The following is a 19,578-nucleotide window of genomic DNA, read 5'->3' as shown; positions in this document are numbered from 1 at the left end:
CTGTCCATACGCTTTGCAGCAACATGCGTCGATACTGATCGAGCGTGTCGCTCTACGCGTCAGACAGGAAACTCACAGACATTCCTGGAATTGCGGCTGCATAATCCAGACCAGTCACGCCAGCACCATTTTGTTTTCAGGCAATATGTCGCTGGACCACTGATCTCCCGGGCCTTGTCGGCTGAGGCCATTTACGGTGCGTGAGCAGGCACTAACCGGTCAATGTAGGCAGCGTAGGCATATCGCCTTTGTTAAACGGTGCAAAACAGCGCAAAGCCCCGTCTCATGCGCCCCAAAAGCATGCGCCAGAAGCCATGAAGATCAGACTACAATGCGATGAAATTCGCGTAAGGTAGATGTAACGCGTTAAAAGCTGCGGGAAGGGCTGAAAAAGCGTAATCTATGCGGCAGTCTGGGCGCTCCTTGACCTCTTTCCCGTGCCCTCCTGACAGCATTTCGATCTGCGATATCTTTCCACGCCCCTACGACGCTCTCCGCCGCCTGATCCGAGACGGATACCCTGTCGAACCGACGCCCGACATTCGGAGGATTGACGCCGCCCGGGGTTCGGGCGAGGATAGCCGGCAGGGAAATAACAGGGCAGGCTGCGCCGCAGACCTCCCATAACCACAAAAGCCCCATCGGTTTTATCCCGTCCGGCTGTATTCCCGCCCTCCTCGCACAGGCAAGAAAAGCCCTCCATCGTTGAATGGGGACGGCTCGCGCCTGCCTGATTACCGGGCCGGTTCAGGAGTTCATCAGAAGCTCCCTAACGACTGTAAGGAGTCACGCACCATGTCAGATAAACCCAGCATCCTGATCGTCGGCGCCGGCGCCATCGGCAGTTTCTACGGCGCCATCCTCAAGCGCGCCGGTTGCCCGGTCAGCGTCGTGATGCGCTCGGAATACGACGCCGTGAAGGCCAACGGCATCCAGATTGAAAGCGAACTCGGCGACCTCTCCTACCGGCCGGACCATGTCTACCGCGACGGCGATTCTCCGGAAACCGCACCCGATTACCTGATCCTCTGCGTCAAGGTGCTGCCGGGCGTTGACCGGACCGCGTTGATTCGTCCCTGGCTGGGCGACAACACCCGCATCGTGCTGATCGAGAACGGCCTGGATATCGAGCGCGAGATCGCCGACGCCTTCCCGCAAAATCCGGTGATCAGCTGTCTGGCCTTTATCGGCGTCAGCCGTGTGGGGCCGGGCCAGATTCACCACAATTCCTACGGCCGGCTGGTAATGGGGCAGTTCCCGAAAGGCATCAGCGAGGACTGCCAGACCCTGTCCGACCTGTTCAATGCCGGGGGCATCAACGTCAAGCTGACGGAGGAAGTGGTGGGCGAACGCTGGCGCAAGTGCCTGTGGAACACGCCGTTCAACCCGCTGTCGGTACTGGCCGAAGGGGCAGACACCGACACCATCCTGGACAGCGACGGAGGCGAAGACCTGATCCGTGCGCTGACCGAGGAAGTGATCCAGGTGGCCGAGGCGGACGGCTATCCCATGGACCGTTCGATCATCGACAAGCAGATCGCCGGTACCCGCAAGATGACCGCCTACAAGAACAGCATGGCGCTGGATTACCTCAACGACCGGCCCATCGAGCTGGATGCGGTGCTGGGCAACGTTGTGGCCATCGCCAAGCAACACGGCGTGGCGGTGCCGCACCTGAACACCATGCTGGTGGCCCTGCGCATGCGCGAGCACCTGAAGGCCAGGGAAGCCTCAGCCTGACAACTGCGTTCTGAGATGCGCCACCGCCTGCCGGAACAGCGCCTCGTCGAAGTAATCGGCAGGCGCAAAACCGGTAGGCGGATACGCCCGCTTCCCCTGCAGCATCACACCGCCGGCCCGGGCGAGGCCGCAATCCAGCATCAGATTGTCTGCCAGCCCGAAAGGCTCAATGGCCGCGCCGTTCGGGTCGAAGCCTTCGCCCTCGACACGCGCGCAGTAGGGCGTATGGCACACCGTAAAACCAACCGCCGGCTTCCCCTGCCCCAACATGTACCCCAGCTCGTACACGGTACCGGCGTCCGCACTGGGACCCCGGAACGGCGTCAGGTTGGCAATCAGGCCGTCCGCCTGTTCCATCAGGGTAAGATTGGCGTCGTAGATGGCCCGGGCAGGATCGGCGTCATGCTCGATGTCGATCGCGTTATCCGACGGCGACAGGCCGACCAGTCCGGCCTCCGACAACAGCGCCTTCTTGCGCTGGTCGATCTCGTCACGGACGGCCGCCGGAAAAAAGACCTCTGGTCCGGCCAGGTACACGCTCGGTTGTGGTGCCATGCAAACCTCCGATGTCAGTGGCGGCCCTTGGTCAGACGGAACAGCATTTCCGGTGCGATGCGCTTGACCCACAGCGCCGCCATTTCCTTACCCTTGCCGACCGGGATTTCCCGCTTCTTCGCGTTGAGCCCGTTCACCACGACTTCGGCGCATTCGTCCACGTCCATGCCACCGGCGATGTCGTCGTCCACCCGGCCAAACGCGGAACCGTCGGCGGCCAGGGCGTTCTCCGCGATGGACGTTCGAATGAAGCCGGGCACGATGGTCGAGACGTGAATACCGGCGTCTTCCACTTCCGCCCGCAGGGCATCGAAGAAGCCCATCACCGCATGCTTGGCGGCGCAGTAGCCGGTGCGTTGAGGCACGCCTACCTTGCCGGCCACGCTGGCGGTGACGGCGATGTGCCCGGCCCCGCGTTCGAGCATGTGCGGCAGGACGGCCTTGGTGAGGGCAATCTGGCCCATGACGTCGACGTCCATCAGTTTCTGGTAGACGCTCATGTCCGTGTCCTTGCACAGCGACCGCTGGGACAGGCCGGCGTTATTGATCAGCAGGTCGATGGCGCCGAATCGGTCCCGCACCGTCTGCACGGCCTTGGGCAGGGCGTCCCAATCCGTAACGTCCAGCGGCAGGACCAGCACCTGTTGTTCGCCGAGCCCGGCTTCGAGACAGCGAGTGGCCACGCGCTGGAGTTCGGGCTCGCGCCGGGCCGACAGCACCAGGTTGGCGCCGTCCCGCGCAAAGCGCACGGCCAGGGCTTCGCCGATGCCGGACGACGCGCCGGTAATCCAAACGGTTCGGGTGGTCATGAAAGCTCCTTGTTATGCTTTTATTGAGGCGTCCAATGTAACTGAAGCGCCCGGATCAACACAGGGCCACACGTCACCGTCCCGCCTGCGGGCTGGGGTATCAACACCTGTCACACCGCTTTGAATGGGCACTCCGGCACGCCAGTACGAATGTGCTTTACCCCATGCACCGCTTGCCCGAGAATACCGGCTGGCTGTCACCACCCATTGATTCAGAGAACCTCGCCATGGCCCTGAAATCCACGGTCTTCAAGGCTCATATCAACATTGCGGATATGGACCGGGATCACTACGCCGACCACGCCCTGACCCTGGCCCGGCATCCGTCGGAGACCGACGAGCGGCTGATGCTGCGCCTGCTGGCGTTCGCGCTTTACGCCGACGAGTCGCTGCAGTTCACCAAGGGGCTGAGCACCGACGATGAACCGGATCTGTGGCAGAAGAGCCTGAGTGACGAGATCGAGCTGTGGATCGAGCTGGGACTGCCGGACGAGAGCCGTATCCGCAAAGCCTGCGGCCGTTCGGAAAAGGTGGTGATCCTGGCTTACGGCGGGCGCGCCGTGCCGATCTGGTGGGACAAGCTGCAGGGCAAGGTCTCGCGCTTCGACAACCTGGTGATCCTGCAGATCGATGCGGAAGACAGTCAGGCACTTGCGGCCCTGGCGGAGCGCTCGATGCACTTCCAGTGCACCATCCAGGATGGGCAGGCGAGCTTTGGCGACGGTGAGCAGATCGTCACTATTGATCCGGTGCGCCTCTACCCGGAAGCCTGAACAGCCCTCACTGAAGCTACTTGAGCCGCTTTACCTGTGCCTTGAGCACGGCCAGTGGCTGACCGGACTTGTTGAGCAGGAGCAGTTCGTCGTTGTCCTGTTTCACGCCAACGGTCTGGCGCATCGCCTTCATGTAGGGCCCTTCCACCGGATCGTTTGGACACACGTCACGGGTCGCCGCCATCTCGGTGAAACGGAACTCCCCGTTTACCACCGCGTAGGTGCCCTTGAAGTGATTACAGCCGGCAAAACCACCCACGCGGCCATCGTCGAGGAAGATGATAAACGGGGCCTGACCGTCCGGCTCGGGAGGTGCCACCTTGTTGCCGCCCACATGCACCAGGCGCCAGATGGTGTTGGTAAAGCTGACTTTCGGTGCCGTGGATTCATCCTCCACCGGCACCGTGGTGCAGGCACTCAGCAGGCCGGCGGCCAGCACGATGGCAAGCCATCCGTTGCCCCGGCCTGGCCGTCCCGATCTCCCCTGCCACAATCCATGAGAGGCCGATGCCCGGTCTTGCAGGCCGCGCATCATCCACAGTCCGAGCTGTGCCAGAGGGTTTCGGGTCATCGCTGTCTACTCACTGTCTTCCCTGGATGCGTTCAGTAATGAGGGCTTCTTGAGGGCTTTCTGGAACAGGTCCTTTTTCTGGGCAATGCTCAGGGCACACTGCTCGGCCAGGTCGTCCGACAAACCCTCAACCCGGGACTGAAGAAATACCATAATTTCCTCGGACAACTCCAGCATCCGGTCACGGGCATCGGCATCCGCCTTGTTGGTGAAGAGCATCTTGTCGGGGTTCTTCAATGCCATCTCTTGCCCGTCCCTCTCCGAGAAATACAACGCTTGAACAGCCATACTGCGTTTCTCCTGTTATCGCTACGTGAGCAGCGTTCAACGAAAAAGTAGAGGCAAGAATAGCACCCAAATACTGTATATAAAAACAGTATTCCGATTATTCCCGGAACTCGGCCTTGTCGAGCCCGTGCTTCTTCATCTTGTCGTACAGCGTTTTTCGGGCAATGCCCAGCTGCACCATGGTGTCCTTGAGGCTGCCCTGGCAGGCGTTCAGGGCGCTGACGATGGCCGACCGTTCGAAGGCGTCCATCATCTCGCTCAGGGTGCGCCGGCCGGGGACGTTGTCGGAAACCGCCACACCGGTTTCATCCAGCGCCGGCGCGCCCAGCAGCACGTAGCGTTCCGCCAGGTTGCGCAACTCCCGCACGTTGCCCGGCCAGGTGTGCTGCATCAGTCGGGCGGCCTGCTCGGCGTCCAGCGGCACGCTCTCCCGGTCGTAACGCGCGGCGGCAATCAGTACGAAGTGGTGGAACAGCACCGGGATGTCTTCCTTGCGCTCCCGCAGGGGCGGGATGTCCACCTTCACCACGTTGAGGCGGTAGTAGAGATCGGCGCGGAATTCGCCTTCGTCGCTGAGCTGCTTCAGATCGGACTTGGTGGCCGCGATCACCCGCACGTCCACATCCAGCGGCGTGTTGCTGCCCAGGCGCTCCACCTTGCGCTCCTCCAGCACCCGCAGCAATTTCACCTGCAGGGCCATCGGCATGCTCTCGACTTCATCCAGGAACAGGGTGCCCTTGTCGGCGTGTTCGATCTTGCCGATGCGGCGCTTGTCGGCCCCGGTGAACGCCCCCGCCTCGTGCCCGAACAGCTCGCTCTCGATCAGGTTTTCCGGCACTGCGCCGCAGTTGATGGCAACAAAGTTGTGGGTGCTGCGCGGGCTGTTCTCATGAATGAAACGGGCCAGCGCGTCCTTGCCCGAGCCGGTCTCACCGAACACCAGGATGTTGGCGGAGATGTCCAGCAGGGGTTCTACCGTGGCGATCACCTTCTGCATGGCCGGAGAGTCGCCGAGAATCCGCGGCCCCGGCCGGGCCAGTTGGCGCAGTTGGGCCTTGAGCCGGCGGTTCTCCAGTGCCAGGTGGCGCTTCTCCAGGGCGTGGCGCAGCAGTTCGATCAGCTCGTCGTGGTCGAACGGCTTCTCGATGAAATCGTAGGCACCGCGCTGCATGGCGGACACCGCGGTGCTGATGTCCCCCTGGCCGGTGAGGATGATGACGGGAATGGCCGCATCCATCGCCTGGACCTGGTCCAGCAGTTCCAGCCCGTCCATGCCCGGCATGTTGTAGTCGCACAGGATCACCCCGGTGTAGTCCGGATCGATCTGGCGCAGGGCCGAAGGCGCATCGGCGTAGCAGGCCACCCCCAGGTCTTCCAGCGATAGGGTCTGGGCCATGGCGTGGCGAATGGAATCCTCATCGTCGATAAAGATCACGTCGGTCTGGGTCATTCCACGGTCTCCCGTCGGGTCAGAGTGAGGATGAATTCAGCACCGTCGCCGTCGTTGCGATTGTGCCCAGTCAGGCGACCGCCCTGCGCGTCCACGATCTGGCGCGAGATGGACAGACCGAGGCCCAGCCCCTGCTTCATGGATTTGGTGGTAAAGAACGGTTCGAAGACCTGCTCGGTGTTGGCCGGCAGGCCCGACCCGTTATCCCGGATCCGGCACTGCCAGCCGTCGTCGTCCGAGCGGATATCGATGGTGATGCGCGGGTCGTCCACGCCCTCCACCGCCTGCACGGCATTGGCGATCAGGTTCACCATCACCTGCTCGATGCGGATCAGGTCGCCGTGGATCATGACGGGCTCGTCCGGGCGCTGCCAGTCGATGGTGACACCCTCGCTGTTCTCCTGGGCGGTGATGATCTTCAACGCCGCGTCGATGGGCTGGCGCAGGTCAATGGACGACGGCGGGCCTTCGGACTTGCGGGCGAAGACTTTGAACTGCCGGGTCAGCTCCGCCATCTTCAGGCACAGACTGGCGATTTCCTGCAGGTTGGCGTCCACCATCGCCGTCTCGCCCCGCTCCAGGAAGCGTCGACTGTTGCGGGCGTAGGTCTGGATGGCGGTGAGTGGCTGGTTCATCTCGTGATTCAAACCCGCGGACATTTGCCCCAATACCGCCAGTTTGGCCGCTTGGATCAGCTCCTGCTGGGTTTCCTTGAGTTCGTCCTGGGCCTCTTCCCGCTGGCGGATCTCTTCCAGCAGCTGCTGGTTGGTGTTCTCCAGGTCAGCGGTGCGCTCGGCCACCCGTTTCTCCAGCTGTTCGCCGCGCTGGGCGAGCTCCGCCTCCCGGCGATAGCGCTCCCGCAAATACAGCCAGGTCAGGAAAATCCCGAGGAACAGCATGAAGCCGCCAATCAGGAACTGGATGCGGATCCACAGGATTGGCTGGGTGCTGACCATGACCTGCAGGGTCCAGTCCATCCGCGGCAGCGGGGTACGCAATTGCAGGTAGTCCTGGTCGACACCCGGTTCGCTGACGTGGATGCGGGCCACCTTGGCCGACACGCCCCAGGGCTGACCCAGCGGCGTGATCGCCATGGGCGCCAGGTCCCGGTTGGGGTAACGCAGGCTCGGCGCGGGATTGGGCGACTGGCGATCGAAATCCCGGTACAGCCAGTCCTTCCGGCTCGACAGGAAGCTGATGCCGTCATCGTCCAGCACCACCATTTCCGCATCGTGCAGGGAGGCCGGCCGCTGCCATTGGGATTCCAGTTCGTTCACCTGCACCTTCACAGCGATAACGCCGAGAATGTCGCCCCGTCCGTTTTTCACCGGGTGGGAAAAATACAGGCCCCGGATATCGGACGTGGTGCCCAGCGCAAAATACACCGCCGAGTCGCCCGTGCGCATGGCGTCCTGGAAATAGGGGCGGAAATCGAATACCCGGCCGATAAAGCTGTCCCGGCGCTGGTAATTGTTGGCGGCGATGGTGAAGCCGGTGCGGTCCATCAGGTACACGTCGGAACTGCCGACGATGTTGGCCATACGCTTCATTTCCTCGTTGGCCTCGAGGATCAGGCGCTGGTTGTCCGGATTCAGCAGGACGTTTTCCATCAGCGGATGTTCGGCCATGAGTTCGGGAATCGGCCGATAGCGCTTGAGCTCGTTGGCCACGAGCTGGGTGTAGCGGAAGGATTCCTCGTGGGCTTCCTGTTCCAGCATCCGATAGCCGGCCCAGCCGCCGAGCAGCCAGGAAAAGCCGATCGTCACGAGGAAAAGGAGTACTGCCCAGAGTCGGTAGGTCATGGATGCCTGCTTATGAATGTCCGAGGCAAGCCTACCCCTGAGGCGGGCAAGGAACAACCGGCCGGGTGCGGCCGACCGGTTGTTGCCCGTGTGGTGACGGGTCACCGGAGGATCACGAGGCTCCCACGGTCTTGCCATGATCCGGACGCCGCTGCTTCTGCATGAAGTAGGTGACCACCGCCAGGGCGATGCCCGCCAGGTCGGAGATCCAGCCACCGGCGATCATCATCAGGGCCGCCGCCAGCAACAGCAGACGGGTCAGGCGGGGTGCACCGGCCTGGAAGATCCAGCCTTGCACCGCACCCGACAGCAGGTACACCCCGAAGGTGGCGGTGATCAGCGCGCGGGCGATGGCCAGGACGCTGGCGTCCATCAGCAGGGCGCCGTTGTAGAAGAACATGAACGGCACGATGAACGCAGCCAGGCCAATCCGGAACGACGCCACCGATGTCTCCATCGCATTGGCGCCGGATATCCCGGCGGCGGCGTAGGACGCGAGCGCCACTGGCGGCGTGATCGCCGACACCACCGCGAAGTAGAACACGAAGAAGTGCGCGGTCAGCGGCTCGATACCCAGCTGCACCAGACCCGGTGCGACCACCGAGGCGGCGACGGCGTAGGCGGCCGTGGTCGGCATGCCCATCCCCAGCATGATGGAAATCAGCATGGCGAAGACCAGCGCCAGCAGCTGGCTGTGTTCAGCCACGCTCAGCAGCAGCGCCGAAAAACGGGCACCGACGCCGGTCAGCGAGATGACGCCGACGATCACACCGGCGCAGGCACACACCGCGATGATCTGGATCGACATGATGCCGGCCAGTTCCAACGCGTGCAGGATCGAGCGAATACCCATCTTGTGAGGCGACAGCCAGCTCACCACCACGGCCGAGACCATCGCCAGGGTACCGGCGCGGATCACCGAGTAGCCCATGAACAGGGCCACCACCAGGATCAGGATGGGCGCGAACAGGTAGATCTGCTTGGCCAGCGTCTTGAACCGCGGCAGTTCGTCGGAGCGCATACCGCGCATGCCCAGCTTGGCGGCTTCAAAGTCCACCATGAAGAACACGGAGGCGAAGTAGAGGATCGCCGGGATGATCGCCGCGATGGCAATGTCGGTGTAGGGGATACCGGTGATTTCCGCCATGATGAAGGCGCCGGCGCCCATGATCGGCGGCATGATCTGCCCACCGGTGGAGGCTGCGGCTTCGACCGCACCGGCGGTCTGTTTACGGTAACCCACTCGCTTCATCAGCGGGATGGTCAGCGAACCGGTGGAGACCACGTTACCGGCACTGGTGCCGTTGATCATGCCCATCAGACCGGACGCGAAAATCGCCACCTTGGCGGGGCCGCCGCGGGAGCGGCCGGCGCAGGCAAAGGCGAAGTTGACGAAATAATCACCCACCTTGGACGCCTGCAGGAAGGCGGCAAAGATGATGAACAGGATAATGTAGGTCGACGACACGGCGGTGGTCGGCCCGAGCACACCCGCATCGGTGTAGACCTGGCTGAAGAAGCGCTGGATCGACAGACCCGGATAGCTCAGGAAGCCCGGCAGATAGGGGCCGAGGAACACATAGGCCAGGAAGATCAGGGCAATGACCACCAGCGCCAGACCGGCGACCCGGCGGGTCATTTCCATGATCAGCGCGGTGCCGGCAATGGCTGCGAAGGAGATGCCAATGGGCGCAAAGGAGGTACCGGTGCTCATGCGCATGGCGGTGTTATAGACCTCCAGGAAGTATGCCGCCGTGGCGATGGAGCACAGGATCAGCACCAGGTCCGGCAGGCTGAAGGCGGCCCGGTCACGCTGGTGGAACCAGCTCAGGACGATCGCACCGGCGGTGGCGACGAGCAGCGGCCAGCCGAAATGCCAGGTTTCCAGGTCCGGCGGCAGCCGCATGGTGCCGGCGGCAATCATCTGGTGAAAATTGAAGGTCTGGTACAGGGTATACAGCGCCGGCAACATCAGGACCGCAGCGATCCAGGTGGTCCAGCGATGACGGGCCTCGCCCTCTTGCCCGGACACGAACTGGGCGCCAGTGTAGAGGAGGAAGCCGAGAATCAGGGCGCCACAGACGTGCACGATCCGGAAGGACCAGGTCTCCATCGGCGCGATGTTCAGGGAATACAGGTGGAAAGCCGAGTAGGCAATCGACAGGACGATAACGGCCTGCAACATCCAGCCGGTGTAAAGGCGGCGGTTGGACTCAACCGGTTCTTCATCCACACCATGGGCCAGCATGTGATCGTCTTCCGGTGCGGCCGGAGACGGATTCTTGTCGTGGGTATCAGTAGTCATGATGCAACCTGATCGGAAAGAAAAATGGCCGGAAGGCGGCCAGAAGCCAGGAAGCGGACCGGCCGGCTGGCCGGTCCTGCGACTGTCGCGGGCGCGACAGGGGGCTTACTTGATCTGGCTGTCGTCGATCTTGTAGCCGTGCTCGTTGAACCAGCGAGCGGCACCCGGATGCCACGGCAGAACGGTGTTCTTGCTGTAGTTCTCCGGAATGGACGACTTGGCGGCCTTGTGGATGCCCACCATCTTGTCGTTGTTTTCCATGGTCAGCTTGGTCATCTCGTACACGAAGTCTTCCGGTACGTCACAGTTGGCGATGGCGAAGTTCCACATGGAAACGACGTTGGACGGCTTGTCCAGCGACTGGTAGGTGCTGGCCGGGATTTCGAACTTGGACACCGGGAAGTTGTTCAGGATTTTCTGCTGCTCTTCGTCCGTCATGCCGATGATGTTCACATCGGTCTGCACTTCCAGCTGGCTAACCGCCGGAATCGGGATACCCGCCGCGAACGCGACCACGTCGATCAGGCCGTCCTGCAGCTGACCACCCAGGTCCGACCAACTGCCGTTACGACGCTCGTACTTCACGCCCAGGGCATCCATCATCTTCGGGAAGTAGGTGTCGGAGGTGGAACCGGCCGGACCGAAACCAATCTTGGCGCCGTCGGGAATGTCGGAAATGGACTTGATGCCGGAGCTGGCCAGTGCGGTGACCGAGAACGGCGTCTGGTACATCGGGAACATGGCACAGACGTTGTCCATCTTCATGCCCGGAGCCAGCGGGCTGTTGCCATCGATGGATTCCTGGGCGGGGCCCAGCGTGGTCAGGCCGAACTTCAGGTCGCCGGTATGGACCAGCGCCATGTTCTGCATCGGGCCACCGGTGATTTCAGCACCGCCGGAGACGCCCAGGTTTTCGGAAATGAAGTGAGCCCAGCCAGAACCATAGGCGAAGTAAGTACCGCCCTGACTGGCTGTACCGACGGTGAACTTTTCGGGCCAGTCGGAACGGTCCTGCGCGGACGCGGAAGCGGATACGATCAGTGCCGAGGCGAACGAAGCCGCCAGCAGGGACTGTAATTTCATTGTTTTTGCTCCTGAATGTCATTGTCATTATTCGAGAGCGTCTGAAGTCGAAGTCGTCGAGTGCTTCAGAGGCTCCCCAGTCATGCGCAGTCCACTCACAGCAAACTACAGGCCAGATCCGTAGAATTCGCGACTTTCCTGGCCCCAGCGGAAACCGTCACAATAGAACATAGTCAGCAATGGGTCATTTTTCACCCACCCCTGACAGGGCAATGTGTGGGAACCCACCCATTGCTGCTCGGAGAGAATGATCCGGGCAAACGGCCGACGATGCGATCGCCCAACAGGCCCCCCAAGACGCGCCGTTTTCGGCTACAATGTGTACCGGTTTCCGCAAGTGTCTTTCGGGGCAAAGCGAACCTTTTCCCCTGCGGTCTGTCCCCAAACACGCCCCTCTTGGGCTTTGCAGCGGACAGACTGAAAAGGGCGCTGTGAAAACGGCGGTACCCGGCGGAAGGCTGTGTTGCTCCATCCCGGCCTGACCGGCACTCGCCACGTGTCACAACACCCTTGCAACATCCGCGTCATCCGAAGGCGCAATCCTGACCGGGCAACGTCGCCCTGTACTGGCATCGCCGCCGGCATTAGTGTAGCTACTGCAGACATATACGTTTGGCTACTGGACGGCGCGGAATGTGAACAAAACGACGGCAGTTATGGTACGAATGGGGATGGCCCAAAGGAGGGACTCTCTGAAAACGCCCTGACGTTTCCCGCGTCGGGCAGGACGTTTTCAGCGGTTTCCTGGTCTGGGGAACGCCTGAATACCCACTGAACCACCTCTGGCTCGCCAAGCGGTTCAGGTGTTGTTCGACGTCTCCCCTGTTCATCCCGAGTAGGACCAGTGGATGCAGCTCACAAGGCCGCATCTGAACCATCCGTCCTGATCCACAACGACGACCTGAAGACGAAACATGACTGACTCCAAATCCAAGATTATCTATACCCTGACCGACGAAGCCCCTGCGCTGGCCACCCGCTCTCTCCTGCCGATCCTGGAGACCTTTGCGGCCCCCGCGGGCATCGAATTCGAAACCAGTGATATTTCTCTGGCCGCCCGTATCCTTGCGGCCTTCCCGGACCGTCTCAGCGAAGACCAGAAGGTTCCGGATCACCTGGCCGAACTGGGCGAATACACCAAGAACCCGCACGCCAACATCATCAAGCTGCCGAACATCAGTGCCTCAATCCCGCAGCTGCGTGCGGCCATCAAAGAGCTGAAAGAACAGGGCTACGACCTTCCTGAATACAAGGAGCATCCGGAGACCGACGAGGAGAAGGAAGCTCAGGCGCGTTACGCCAAGGTCCTCGGCAGTGCCGTGAACCCGGTCCTGCGTGAAGGCAACTCCGACCGTCGCGCTCCGGCCGCGGTCAAGGCCTTCGCCCGCAAATACCCGCACTCCATGGGTGAATGGAGCCCGGCCTCCCGCACGCACGTTGCCCACATGCGCGGCGGCGATTTCTACTCCAGCGAGCAGTCCCTGACCCTGGACAAGGCCACCACCGCCCGCATCGTTTTCGAGAACACCAAGGGCGAACAGACCGTCCTGAAACCGGAGCTGCCGCTGCAGGAAGGCGAAGTCCTGGACGGCATGTTCATGAGCTGCAAGGCCCTGCGCAAGTTCTTCTCCGATGCCATTGAAGATTGCCAGAACACCGGCGTCATGTTCTCCCTGCACGTCAAGGCGACCATGATGAAGATCTCCCACCCGATCGTGTTCGGTCACGCGGTGAAGATCTTCTATAAGGAGCTGTTCGACAAGTACGGCGACCTGTTCGACGAGATCGGCGTGAATCCGAACAACGGCCTGTCTTCCGTCGTCGAGAAGATCAAGCAGCTGCCGGAATCCAAGCAGGAAGAAATCCAGGAAGACCTGCACGCCTGCTACGAGCACCGTCCGGAAATCGCCATGGTCGATTCTGTCAAAGGCATCACCAACCTGCACGTGCCCAGTGACGTCATCGTCGACGCCTCCATGCCGGCCATGATCCGTAACTCCGGCAAGATGTGGGCCCGTGACGGCAAGCTGAAGGACACCAAGGCGGTCATGCCGGAGTCCACCTACGCCACCATCTACCAGGAAGTGATCAACTTCTGTAAGACCCACGGCGCCTTTGACCCGACCAAGATGGGTACCGTGCCGAACGTGGGCCTGATGGCGCAGAAAGCTGAAGAGTACGGCTCCCACGACAAAACCTTCGAAATCCCGGAAGACGGCGTTGTCCGTGTGATCGACGGCGACGGCAAGGTGCTGACCGAGCACAAGGTCGAGAAAGGCGACATCTGGCGCGCCTGCCAGACCAAGGACCTGCCGATCCGCGACTGGGTCAAGCTGGCCGTCAACCGTGCCCGCGCCACCGGCATGCCGGCGGTCTTCTGGCTGGACGATGAGCGTGCCCACGACGCACAGCTGATCAAGAAAGTCGAAAAATACCTGCAGGAACACGACACCGACGGCCTGGACATCCGCATCATGTCGCCGGTTCGCGCCATCCGCTGGACCATGGAGCGCCTGCTCCGCGGCCTGGACACCATCTCCGTCACCGGTAACGTCCTGCGGGATTACCTGACTGACCTGTTCCCGATCCTGGAACTGGGCACCAGTGCCAAGATGCTGTCCATCGTTCCGCTGCTCAACGGCGGCGGCCTGTACGAAACCGGTGCCGGCGGTTCCGCACCGAAGCACGTGCAGCAGCTGCTGGAAGAGAACCACCTGCGCTGGGATTCCCTCGGCGAGTTCCTCGCCATCGCCGTCTCACTTGAGGAACTGGGCGATAAGGAGCACAACGAGCGTGCGCGCATCCTTGGCCTGAGCCTCGACAAGGCGACCGAGCGTCTGCTGGAAAACAACCAGTCCCCGTCCCGCGTGACCGGCGAGCTGGACAACCGCGGCAGCCACTTCCACCTGGCCCGCTACTGGGCTGAGGAACTGGCCAACCAGGACGACGATCCCAAGCTGAAGGAATTCTTCGCCAAGCTGAGCAAGCAACTCGAAGACAACAAGGACACCATCCTGGAAGAAATGAGCGTGATCCAGGGCCATCCGGCCGACATCGGGGGCTACTACCACCCGCCGGCGGACAAGGTCTGCAAGATCATGCAGCCGAGCGAGACGCTGAACGGCATCCTCGCCAAGGCCCGCGAAGACGCCCAGTCGGCGTAATCGCAGCGGTCTGAAAAAGCCCGGTCAGGGAAACCTGACCGGGCTTTTTTGTGGGCGGTGACCGGTCGGCACGCCGGTTACCAGGGCAACTCCTCGCCATTGCTGTGCCAGAAGGAACCGGTGTTCTCCAGGTTCAGTGCCTCGATGCGGGTCGCCAGGCCCAGCGCGGATTCTTCCGGCGTGATCAGGCCACCGAAGTTCACCATGCGGGTCTTCACATAGCCCGGATGCAGTTGGGCCACGGCGATACCGCGCGGCTTCAGGTCCATCGCCAGGGAGCGGCCGAGGGCGTTCAACGCCGCCTTGGAAGCGCGATAACCGTAACGTCCACCGGAGTCGTTGTCGGCCATCGAGCCCATACGGCTGGTGATGTTGGCGATCTTCGCACCCTCGCGCAGATACGGCAGTAAGGCTTCAGTCACCCGCAGGGGCGCATAGGCGTTCACTTCCATCTGGAAACGCAGGGAGTCGTAGTCGATATGGCCCAGCTCTTCGTCCTGTAACACCCCGGCATTGTTGATCAGCAGGTCGATCCCGTCGGTCTGCTTTACGGCCTCGACGATGCGAGCCACGCCAGAGTCGGTCGTCACATCGACGCCTTCAACCACCTGTTCGGCCACGTCCGCCAGCTCGTCGGACGCGCTCCGGCATACGCCGATGACCGACCAGTCATGACGGGCGTAATAGCGCGCCAGTTCAAGCCCCACACCGCGGTTAGCGCCGGTAATCAGCACTCGCAACATATGTGTCCCTCTCCCGATAAAACGTTGTTATTGGCGAGGACCATATAACAGGGTGTCGTCCGAGGCCAAGCAAAGGCGTAATATATGAACTGTTGTTCAGGATGGGTTAAGCATACCGGCGGTGGTTTCCCGCAGGGTACCGGGCGCCACCTGGGCCCCGCTCCACTGATCCTGCACCAGATGCACGAACACCGCCAGCTCCGGAAGCTGATGACGCCGGTCCCGCCGCACCACGAGGTAAAGCGGCACGCGCCCGCCGGTGTCCGGATACACCCGAACCTCATTCCGGCATTCCGCCATGTCCGCCAGGTGAGCCTCCACCAGTGCCAACCCGAGCCCCGCCTTGACCATGGTGATGGTGGAATATTCATCGTCCGAGGTGGCCACGATATTGGCCTCGTCGTAATGCGATCCGAGGATCTGGCGCATCAGATCGCTGTAGGGACACTCCATGCTCGGCGAGATCCAGGCACGACCGGCCAGCTCTCCGGCGGTGGCCGGCAACGGCCCGCTTTTACCGGCCGGCGGTCCCACGGTAACAATGTTCACGTGGCCCAGTTCGGTCCGCTCCAGATCCGGGTGATCCCGGCCACCGAAGACAAACCCCGCATCCAGATCCCCCGTCAGCACCGCCCGCTGGTTGTCGCCCGAATTCCCCGAACGCACCACCAGCGAAACGTCCGGGAGTTCCCGGGCGGCCGCTTCCAGCACCTGTTCGAAACGCAGCAGTTCGGGCAGGGCATTGAGGCCGAACAGCAGTTGGGTGCGGGCACGGCCGGCTATGGCGTGGGCGGTCGTCTCGAATTCGGCCAGGTTTCCCAGAATGCGATTGGCCATGGGCAACAGGCGCCGGCCAGCCTCAGTCAGCAGCATGCCTTTGCTGGTGCGCTCGAACAGCGTCAGGTTGAGGGCGTCTTCCAGCTGCTTGAGCTGGGCACTGACCGCGGCAGGCGTGGAGAACCGGCGCTCCGCCGCGCGGGTCAGGTTTTTCTCTTCAGCGATCAACACAAACGAACGCAGCTTCTCGATCTGGATATTCATCAGGACTCTCCATGGCAATACCCTGCGATGACGCCATCCATTGCGACCGGCCACAGCCCGGCGCCGGTCATACATCACGAAAGCATAACAGGGGCACTTTCCCCAAGTCTGCTACAAAGCGGCTTCTCGCGCGTTCAGGTTTTCTTAACGCCGCGTGAAAAATTTATAGATTCCGCACCTTTCGGGACTTTTCTAGCATCAGGGTTCGAGTCGGTGATCACCGACGCCATCACACCGGGAGGACACAGCCATGCAACACACCCTGACGCTCAAGCCCCGCAAAATCCAATGGCCGACCCTGCCGGCACTGGCCCGGCTGCGCCGTTGGCGCAAACGTCTGGCCAACCGCCGCTCCCTGCGGCGTGAGTTCGGTGGTGCCAGCCCGGCCTGGCTGGCGCATATGGAGCGGGATATCGGCCTGGAGCCGGGCGACCTGCAGCGGGAGATGAACAAGCCGTTCTGGGCTGAGTAGTCCCTACCCGACGACGCGGATCCTGCGATTGGGGATGGTTTTCAAGCCATCCCCTTTTTTGTGGCCGTGGCCGGCCGTGCGTTGACCGGCGTCATTGCGCTCGCGCAACACGGGTGTCACATTCAGCGTGCTATCCTGCTCTGGCCTATGATGGATTCAGCATGCATGAAACACCTTTTCCTGATTCGACACGGCAAATCCAGCTGGTCCGACGCCTCGCTGGAGGATTGGGAGCGCCCGCTGAACAAGCGTGGCCTACGGCAGATCGCCGACATGGCCCCGGTTCTTCAACGGATCGGTGCGTTTGACGGCGCGGTGTATTCGAGCAATGCCCTGCGCGCGCGCAAGACCATCGAGGGGATGCTGGCCAGCCTGGAAGACAGGACCCTGGCCGAACGGATCGCCTTCAAATCCCGCCTCTATACCTTCAGTGGCGATGTCCTCTGGAAATGGCTGCACAAGCAACAGGACGATGGCGCGATCACCCTGGTCGGTCACAACCCGGCCCTGCTGGAGCTGGCCAATCGACTCCTGCGCCACCCTATCGATGCCCTGCCTACCGCCGGGTGCGTGCATATCCTGTTACCGATCCAGCGCTGGAAGGAGATTGAGCCGGACACCGGCGCACTGGCCCTGTATCTGAAACCAGCCTGGGTCAGCTACGCCGAATTCCAGCGTAAGCAGTCCGGTGACCCGGGCAAGAAAGAAGAAGGGCATTCTCTGCGCGGTCTGGCGCTGTCCCTGCCCCACTTGATGGACCGGTTGACCGAATTGGAGCCGCCGGCGGCTCTGGGTTTCGATCCCGAATTCCTGCACCAGTACCGGATCACCATCCGCAAGGTTCGCGCCGTGATGGAGACGCTCTACGCGCTCTCCGGCGACAAGGCACTGAAGGCCCCCATCAAGCGCTTGCGCCGTCACGCTCAGGCCACCAGCGCCTTGCGCGATCTGGACGTGTTCAATGAGACCCTGTTGGCGTGGCTGAACGACCCGGAATTTCAGGATGCCCTAAAGACCACGGGGGTTCCGCAGGCCTTTCGGGCCAGGCAGCGGGAGGCCCAGCTGGCCTTTGCCCAACACATCGACGCGCGGGACTACCTCGATGACCGGGAAAACCTGCAGTCCTTCGTCCGCTCCAACCGCTTGAAGGCGATTCTCGACAGCCTGGACAAGCACCGCACCCGCGAAGCCCTGGATGCCCGCATTGCCGACCACAACGCCCGGCTGGTCGCACTGTCGGACCTGTCTCCGGACGAGGATTTCCACCGCCTGCGCAAATGCCTCAAACGCATCCGCTATCTGGCGGATCTGGATCGGGCGCTGCCCAAAGCCTTTCGCAAGGACCTGAAGCAGCGCCAGACGATTCTGGGAGACTTCCAGGACCGGCATATTCAACTGGTCTTCATGCAGACCTATCAGGCGGAAGCGGATCCAGAGGGACGGTTGACGCCGTTGATTGAACGGCTGTCGGGCCAGAAACAGGCGGATCGCCAGCGCATACTGACCCTCGACGTGATCGACGCGCCAGAGCCACTCACCCGCACCGGAAGACCGCGGACCCAGGAAGCCTGATCAGCGGTCCAGCAGTTCGATCCAGTGCTGCACCGGCCGATCCGCCTTACTGCCGATGTGCAGCTGGCAGCCGATGTTGGCGGTGACGATGCGGTCCGGATTGTCGATGGTCAGCGCCTTGAGCTTGTTGCCCAGCAGACGCTGGCTCATTTCCGGCTGGAGAATGGAATAGGTGCCGGCGGAGCCACAGCACAGGTGCTTGTCGCGGGTTTCCGCCAGACCGATGCCCACCTTGCGCAACACCTGCTCCATCACGCCGTTCTGCTTCATCGCGTGTTGCAGGGTGCACGGGCAATGCACCGCCACCTTGCCGGATGACTCCGCCGGGCGCAGGGTGGACAGGTCCTCCTGCAGCAGGAATTCACCCAGATCCCGGGTCATGGCGCTGATGCGGGCGGCCTTGTGGGCGTAGTCCGGATCGTCCCGCAACAGGTGGCCGTAGTCCTGCACCATCGCGCCGCAGCCGGAGGCGGTCATGACGATGGCTTCCGCCCCGCCCTCGATCATCGGCCACCAGGCGTCGATGTTGCGGCGCATGTCGTCCAGACCGTCGTCGTGGGCGGACAGGTGGTAATTGATAGCCCCGCAGCAGCCGGCTTCCGACGCTTCAATCAGCGAAATGCCCAGACGATCCAACACCCGGGCCGCGGCGGCGTTGGTGTTGGGCGTCGCGGCCGACTGCACGCAGCCGGCGAGGGCGATCACCACCCGCTCGTGCCGGGCGGCGGGCCAGGGCCGGGTGGCCTGCCGGGGCGGCACCTTCGAGCGCAGCGCTTCCGGCAACAGCGGCCGGAACATCTGCCCCAGGGCCAACAGCGGCGTGAACAATGCGCGCTTGGGCACGATGGTCCGCAGCGCCCAGCGAATCATCCGCTCACGGCGCGGGCGCTCCAGTTTTTCATCCACCAGGCCCCGGGTGATGTCCACCAGACGACCGTACTGCACCCCCGACGGGCAGGTGGTCTCGCAGCTTCGGCAGGTCAGGCAGCGGTCCAGGTGCGTGCGGGTTTTTTCCGTCACCTCGTTGCCTTCCAGGAACTGTTTCATCAGGTAGATCCGGCCGCGCGGGCCGTCCCGCTCGTCGTTCAGCTCCTGGTAGGTGGGACAGGTGGCGGTACAGAAACCGCAGTGCACGCAGGCGCGCAGGATGGCTTCAGCCTCCTGGCCTTCGGTGGTGTTGGCGAATTCCTTGACAAGATTGGTCTGCATA

Annotated in this window: 16 protein-coding genes; 5 read left to right on the top strand and 11 right to left on the bottom strand. The window is 62.3% G+C overall.

The window, feature by feature from the left end; all coding sequences use genetic code 11:
- Nucleotides 1–795 precede the first annotated feature (795 nt).
- Complete coding sequence (locus JL474_RS19125) at nt 796–1,740, top strand: ketopantoate reductase family protein (RefSeq protein ID WP_203143367.1); 945 nt, start codon at nt 796–798, stop codon at nt 1,738–1,740.
- Here the strand turns inward: JL474_RS19125 and JL474_RS19120 are convergent.
- Together JL474_RS19120 and JL474_RS19115 are read right to left on the bottom strand one after the other, a co-directional pair.
- The gene (locus tag JL474_RS19120; RefSeq protein ID WP_203143365.1) at nt 1,732–2,295 is read right to left on the bottom strand and encodes a nucleoside 2-deoxyribosyltransferase; all 564 of its coding nucleotides are present in this window, start codon (nt 2,293–2,295) and stop codon (nt 1,732–1,734) included. The genes JL474_RS19125 and JL474_RS19120 overlap by 9 nt on opposite strands.
- A 14-nt stretch (nt 2,296–2,309) precedes the next feature.
- Nucleotides 2,310–3,104, bottom strand: coding sequence for an SDR family oxidoreductase (locus JL474_RS19115; RefSeq protein ID WP_203143363.1), 795 nt, complete (start codon nt 3,102–3,104; stop codon nt 2,310–2,312).
- A 227-nt stretch (nt 3,105–3,331) separates the two neighbouring features.
- Here JL474_RS19115 and JL474_RS19110 point away from each other — a divergent pair, with 227 nt between their 5' ends.
- Nucleotides 3,332–3,877 (top strand): YaeQ family protein, encoded by a 546-nt coding sequence (locus JL474_RS19110; protein ID WP_123635990.1) that lies wholly within the window; start codon nt 3,332–3,334, stop codon nt 3,875–3,877.
- A gap of 16 nt (nt 3,878–3,893) precedes the next feature.
- On the opposite strand, the gene JL474_RS19105 is transcribed toward JL474_RS19110, so the two are convergent.
- From JL474_RS19105 to JL474_RS19080, 6 genes are all read right to left on the bottom strand, one after another.
- A complete protein-coding gene (locus JL474_RS19105) occupies nt 3,894–4,448 on the bottom strand; it encodes an META domain-containing protein (RefSeq protein WP_203143361.1) in 555 nt (184 codons plus the stop codon).
- A gap of 6 nt (nt 4,449–4,454) precedes the next feature.
- Nucleotides 4,455–4,736, bottom strand: a complete 282-nt coding sequence (locus tag JL474_RS19100) for a YebG family protein (protein WP_203143359.1) — start codon at nt 4,734–4,736, stop codon at nt 4,455–4,457.
- Nucleotides 4,737–4,833: 97 nt separating this feature from the next.
- Complete coding sequence (locus JL474_RS19095) at nt 4,834–6,186, bottom strand: sigma-54-dependent transcriptional regulator (RefSeq protein ID WP_123635957.1); 1,353 nt, start codon at nt 6,184–6,186, stop codon at nt 4,834–4,836.
- Nucleotides 6,183–7,988 carry a sensor histidine kinase gene (locus tag JL474_RS19090; RefSeq protein WP_203143357.1) on the bottom strand — a complete coding sequence of 602 codons (1,806 nt, stop codon included), beginning with the start codon at nt 7,986–7,988 and terminating at the stop codon, nt 6,183–6,185. The genes JL474_RS19095 and JL474_RS19090 overlap by 4 nt, the downstream gene beginning before the upstream one ends.
- A 112-nt stretch (nt 7,989–8,100) precedes the next feature.
- A complete protein-coding gene (locus JL474_RS19085) occupies nt 8,101–10,293 on the bottom strand; it encodes a TRAP transporter permease (protein WP_203143355.1) in 2,193 nt (730 codons plus the stop codon).
- A 105-nt stretch (nt 10,294–10,398) separates the two neighbouring features.
- Nucleotides 10,399–11,376: a TAXI family TRAP transporter solute-binding subunit gene (locus JL474_RS19080; protein ID WP_203143353.1), complete on the bottom strand. Its 978-nt coding sequence runs from the start codon at nt 11,374–11,376 to the stop codon at nt 10,399–10,401.
- A 914-nt stretch (nt 11,377–12,290) separates the two neighbouring features.
- Between JL474_RS19080 and JL474_RS19075 the strand changes: the two genes are divergently transcribed.
- Nucleotides 12,291–14,540: an NADP-dependent isocitrate dehydrogenase gene (locus tag JL474_RS19075; RefSeq protein WP_203143351.1), complete on the top strand. Its 2,250-nt coding sequence runs from the start codon at nt 12,291–12,293 to the stop codon at nt 14,538–14,540.
- Nucleotides 14,541–14,617: 77 nt separating this feature from the next.
- On the opposite strand, the gene JL474_RS19070 is transcribed toward JL474_RS19075, so the two are convergent.
- Together JL474_RS19070 and JL474_RS19065 are read right to left on the bottom strand one after the other, a co-directional pair.
- Nucleotides 14,618–15,283: an SDR family oxidoreductase gene (locus tag JL474_RS19070; protein WP_203143349.1), complete on the bottom strand. Its 666-nt coding sequence runs from the start codon at nt 15,281–15,283 to the stop codon at nt 14,618–14,620.
- Nucleotides 15,284–15,379: 96 nt separating this feature from the next.
- Nucleotides 15,380–16,324 carry a LysR family transcriptional regulator gene (locus tag JL474_RS19065; RefSeq protein WP_203143347.1) on the bottom strand — a complete coding sequence of 315 codons (945 nt, stop codon included), beginning with the start codon at nt 16,322–16,324 and terminating at the stop codon, nt 15,380–15,382.
- Nucleotides 16,325–16,574: 250 nt separating this feature from the next.
- Between JL474_RS19065 and JL474_RS19060 the strand changes: the two genes are divergently transcribed.
- Together JL474_RS19060 and JL474_RS19055 are read left to right on the top strand one after the other, a co-directional pair.
- Nucleotides 16,575–16,796 carry a DUF1127 domain-containing protein gene (locus JL474_RS19060; protein ID WP_203143345.1) on the top strand — a complete coding sequence of 74 codons (222 nt, stop codon included), beginning with the start codon at nt 16,575–16,577 and terminating at the stop codon, nt 16,794–16,796.
- A gap of 165 nt (nt 16,797–16,961) precedes the next feature.
- Complete coding sequence (locus JL474_RS19055; RefSeq protein ID WP_203143342.1) at nt 16,962–18,368, top strand: CHAD domain-containing protein; 1,407 nt, start codon at nt 16,962–16,964, stop codon at nt 18,366–18,368.
- Here the strand turns inward: JL474_RS19055 and glcF are convergent, their stop codons facing one another.
- Nucleotides 18,369–19,577: a glycolate oxidase subunit GlcF gene (gene glcF, locus JL474_RS19050; protein WP_203143340.1), complete on the bottom strand. Its 1,209-nt coding sequence runs from the start codon at nt 19,575–19,577 to the stop codon at nt 18,369–18,371.
- Nucleotide 19,578: the final 1 nt, after the last annotated feature.

The organism is Marinobacter mangrovi (assembly GCF_016798325.1).
Classification (GTDB): Bacteria; Pseudomonadota; Gammaproteobacteria; order Pseudomonadales; family Oleiphilaceae; genus Marinobacter_A; species Marinobacter_A mangrovi.
The sequence above is the reverse complement of the archived record's forward strand: the minus strand, read 5'-3'. Positions and strand labels throughout refer to the sequence as shown.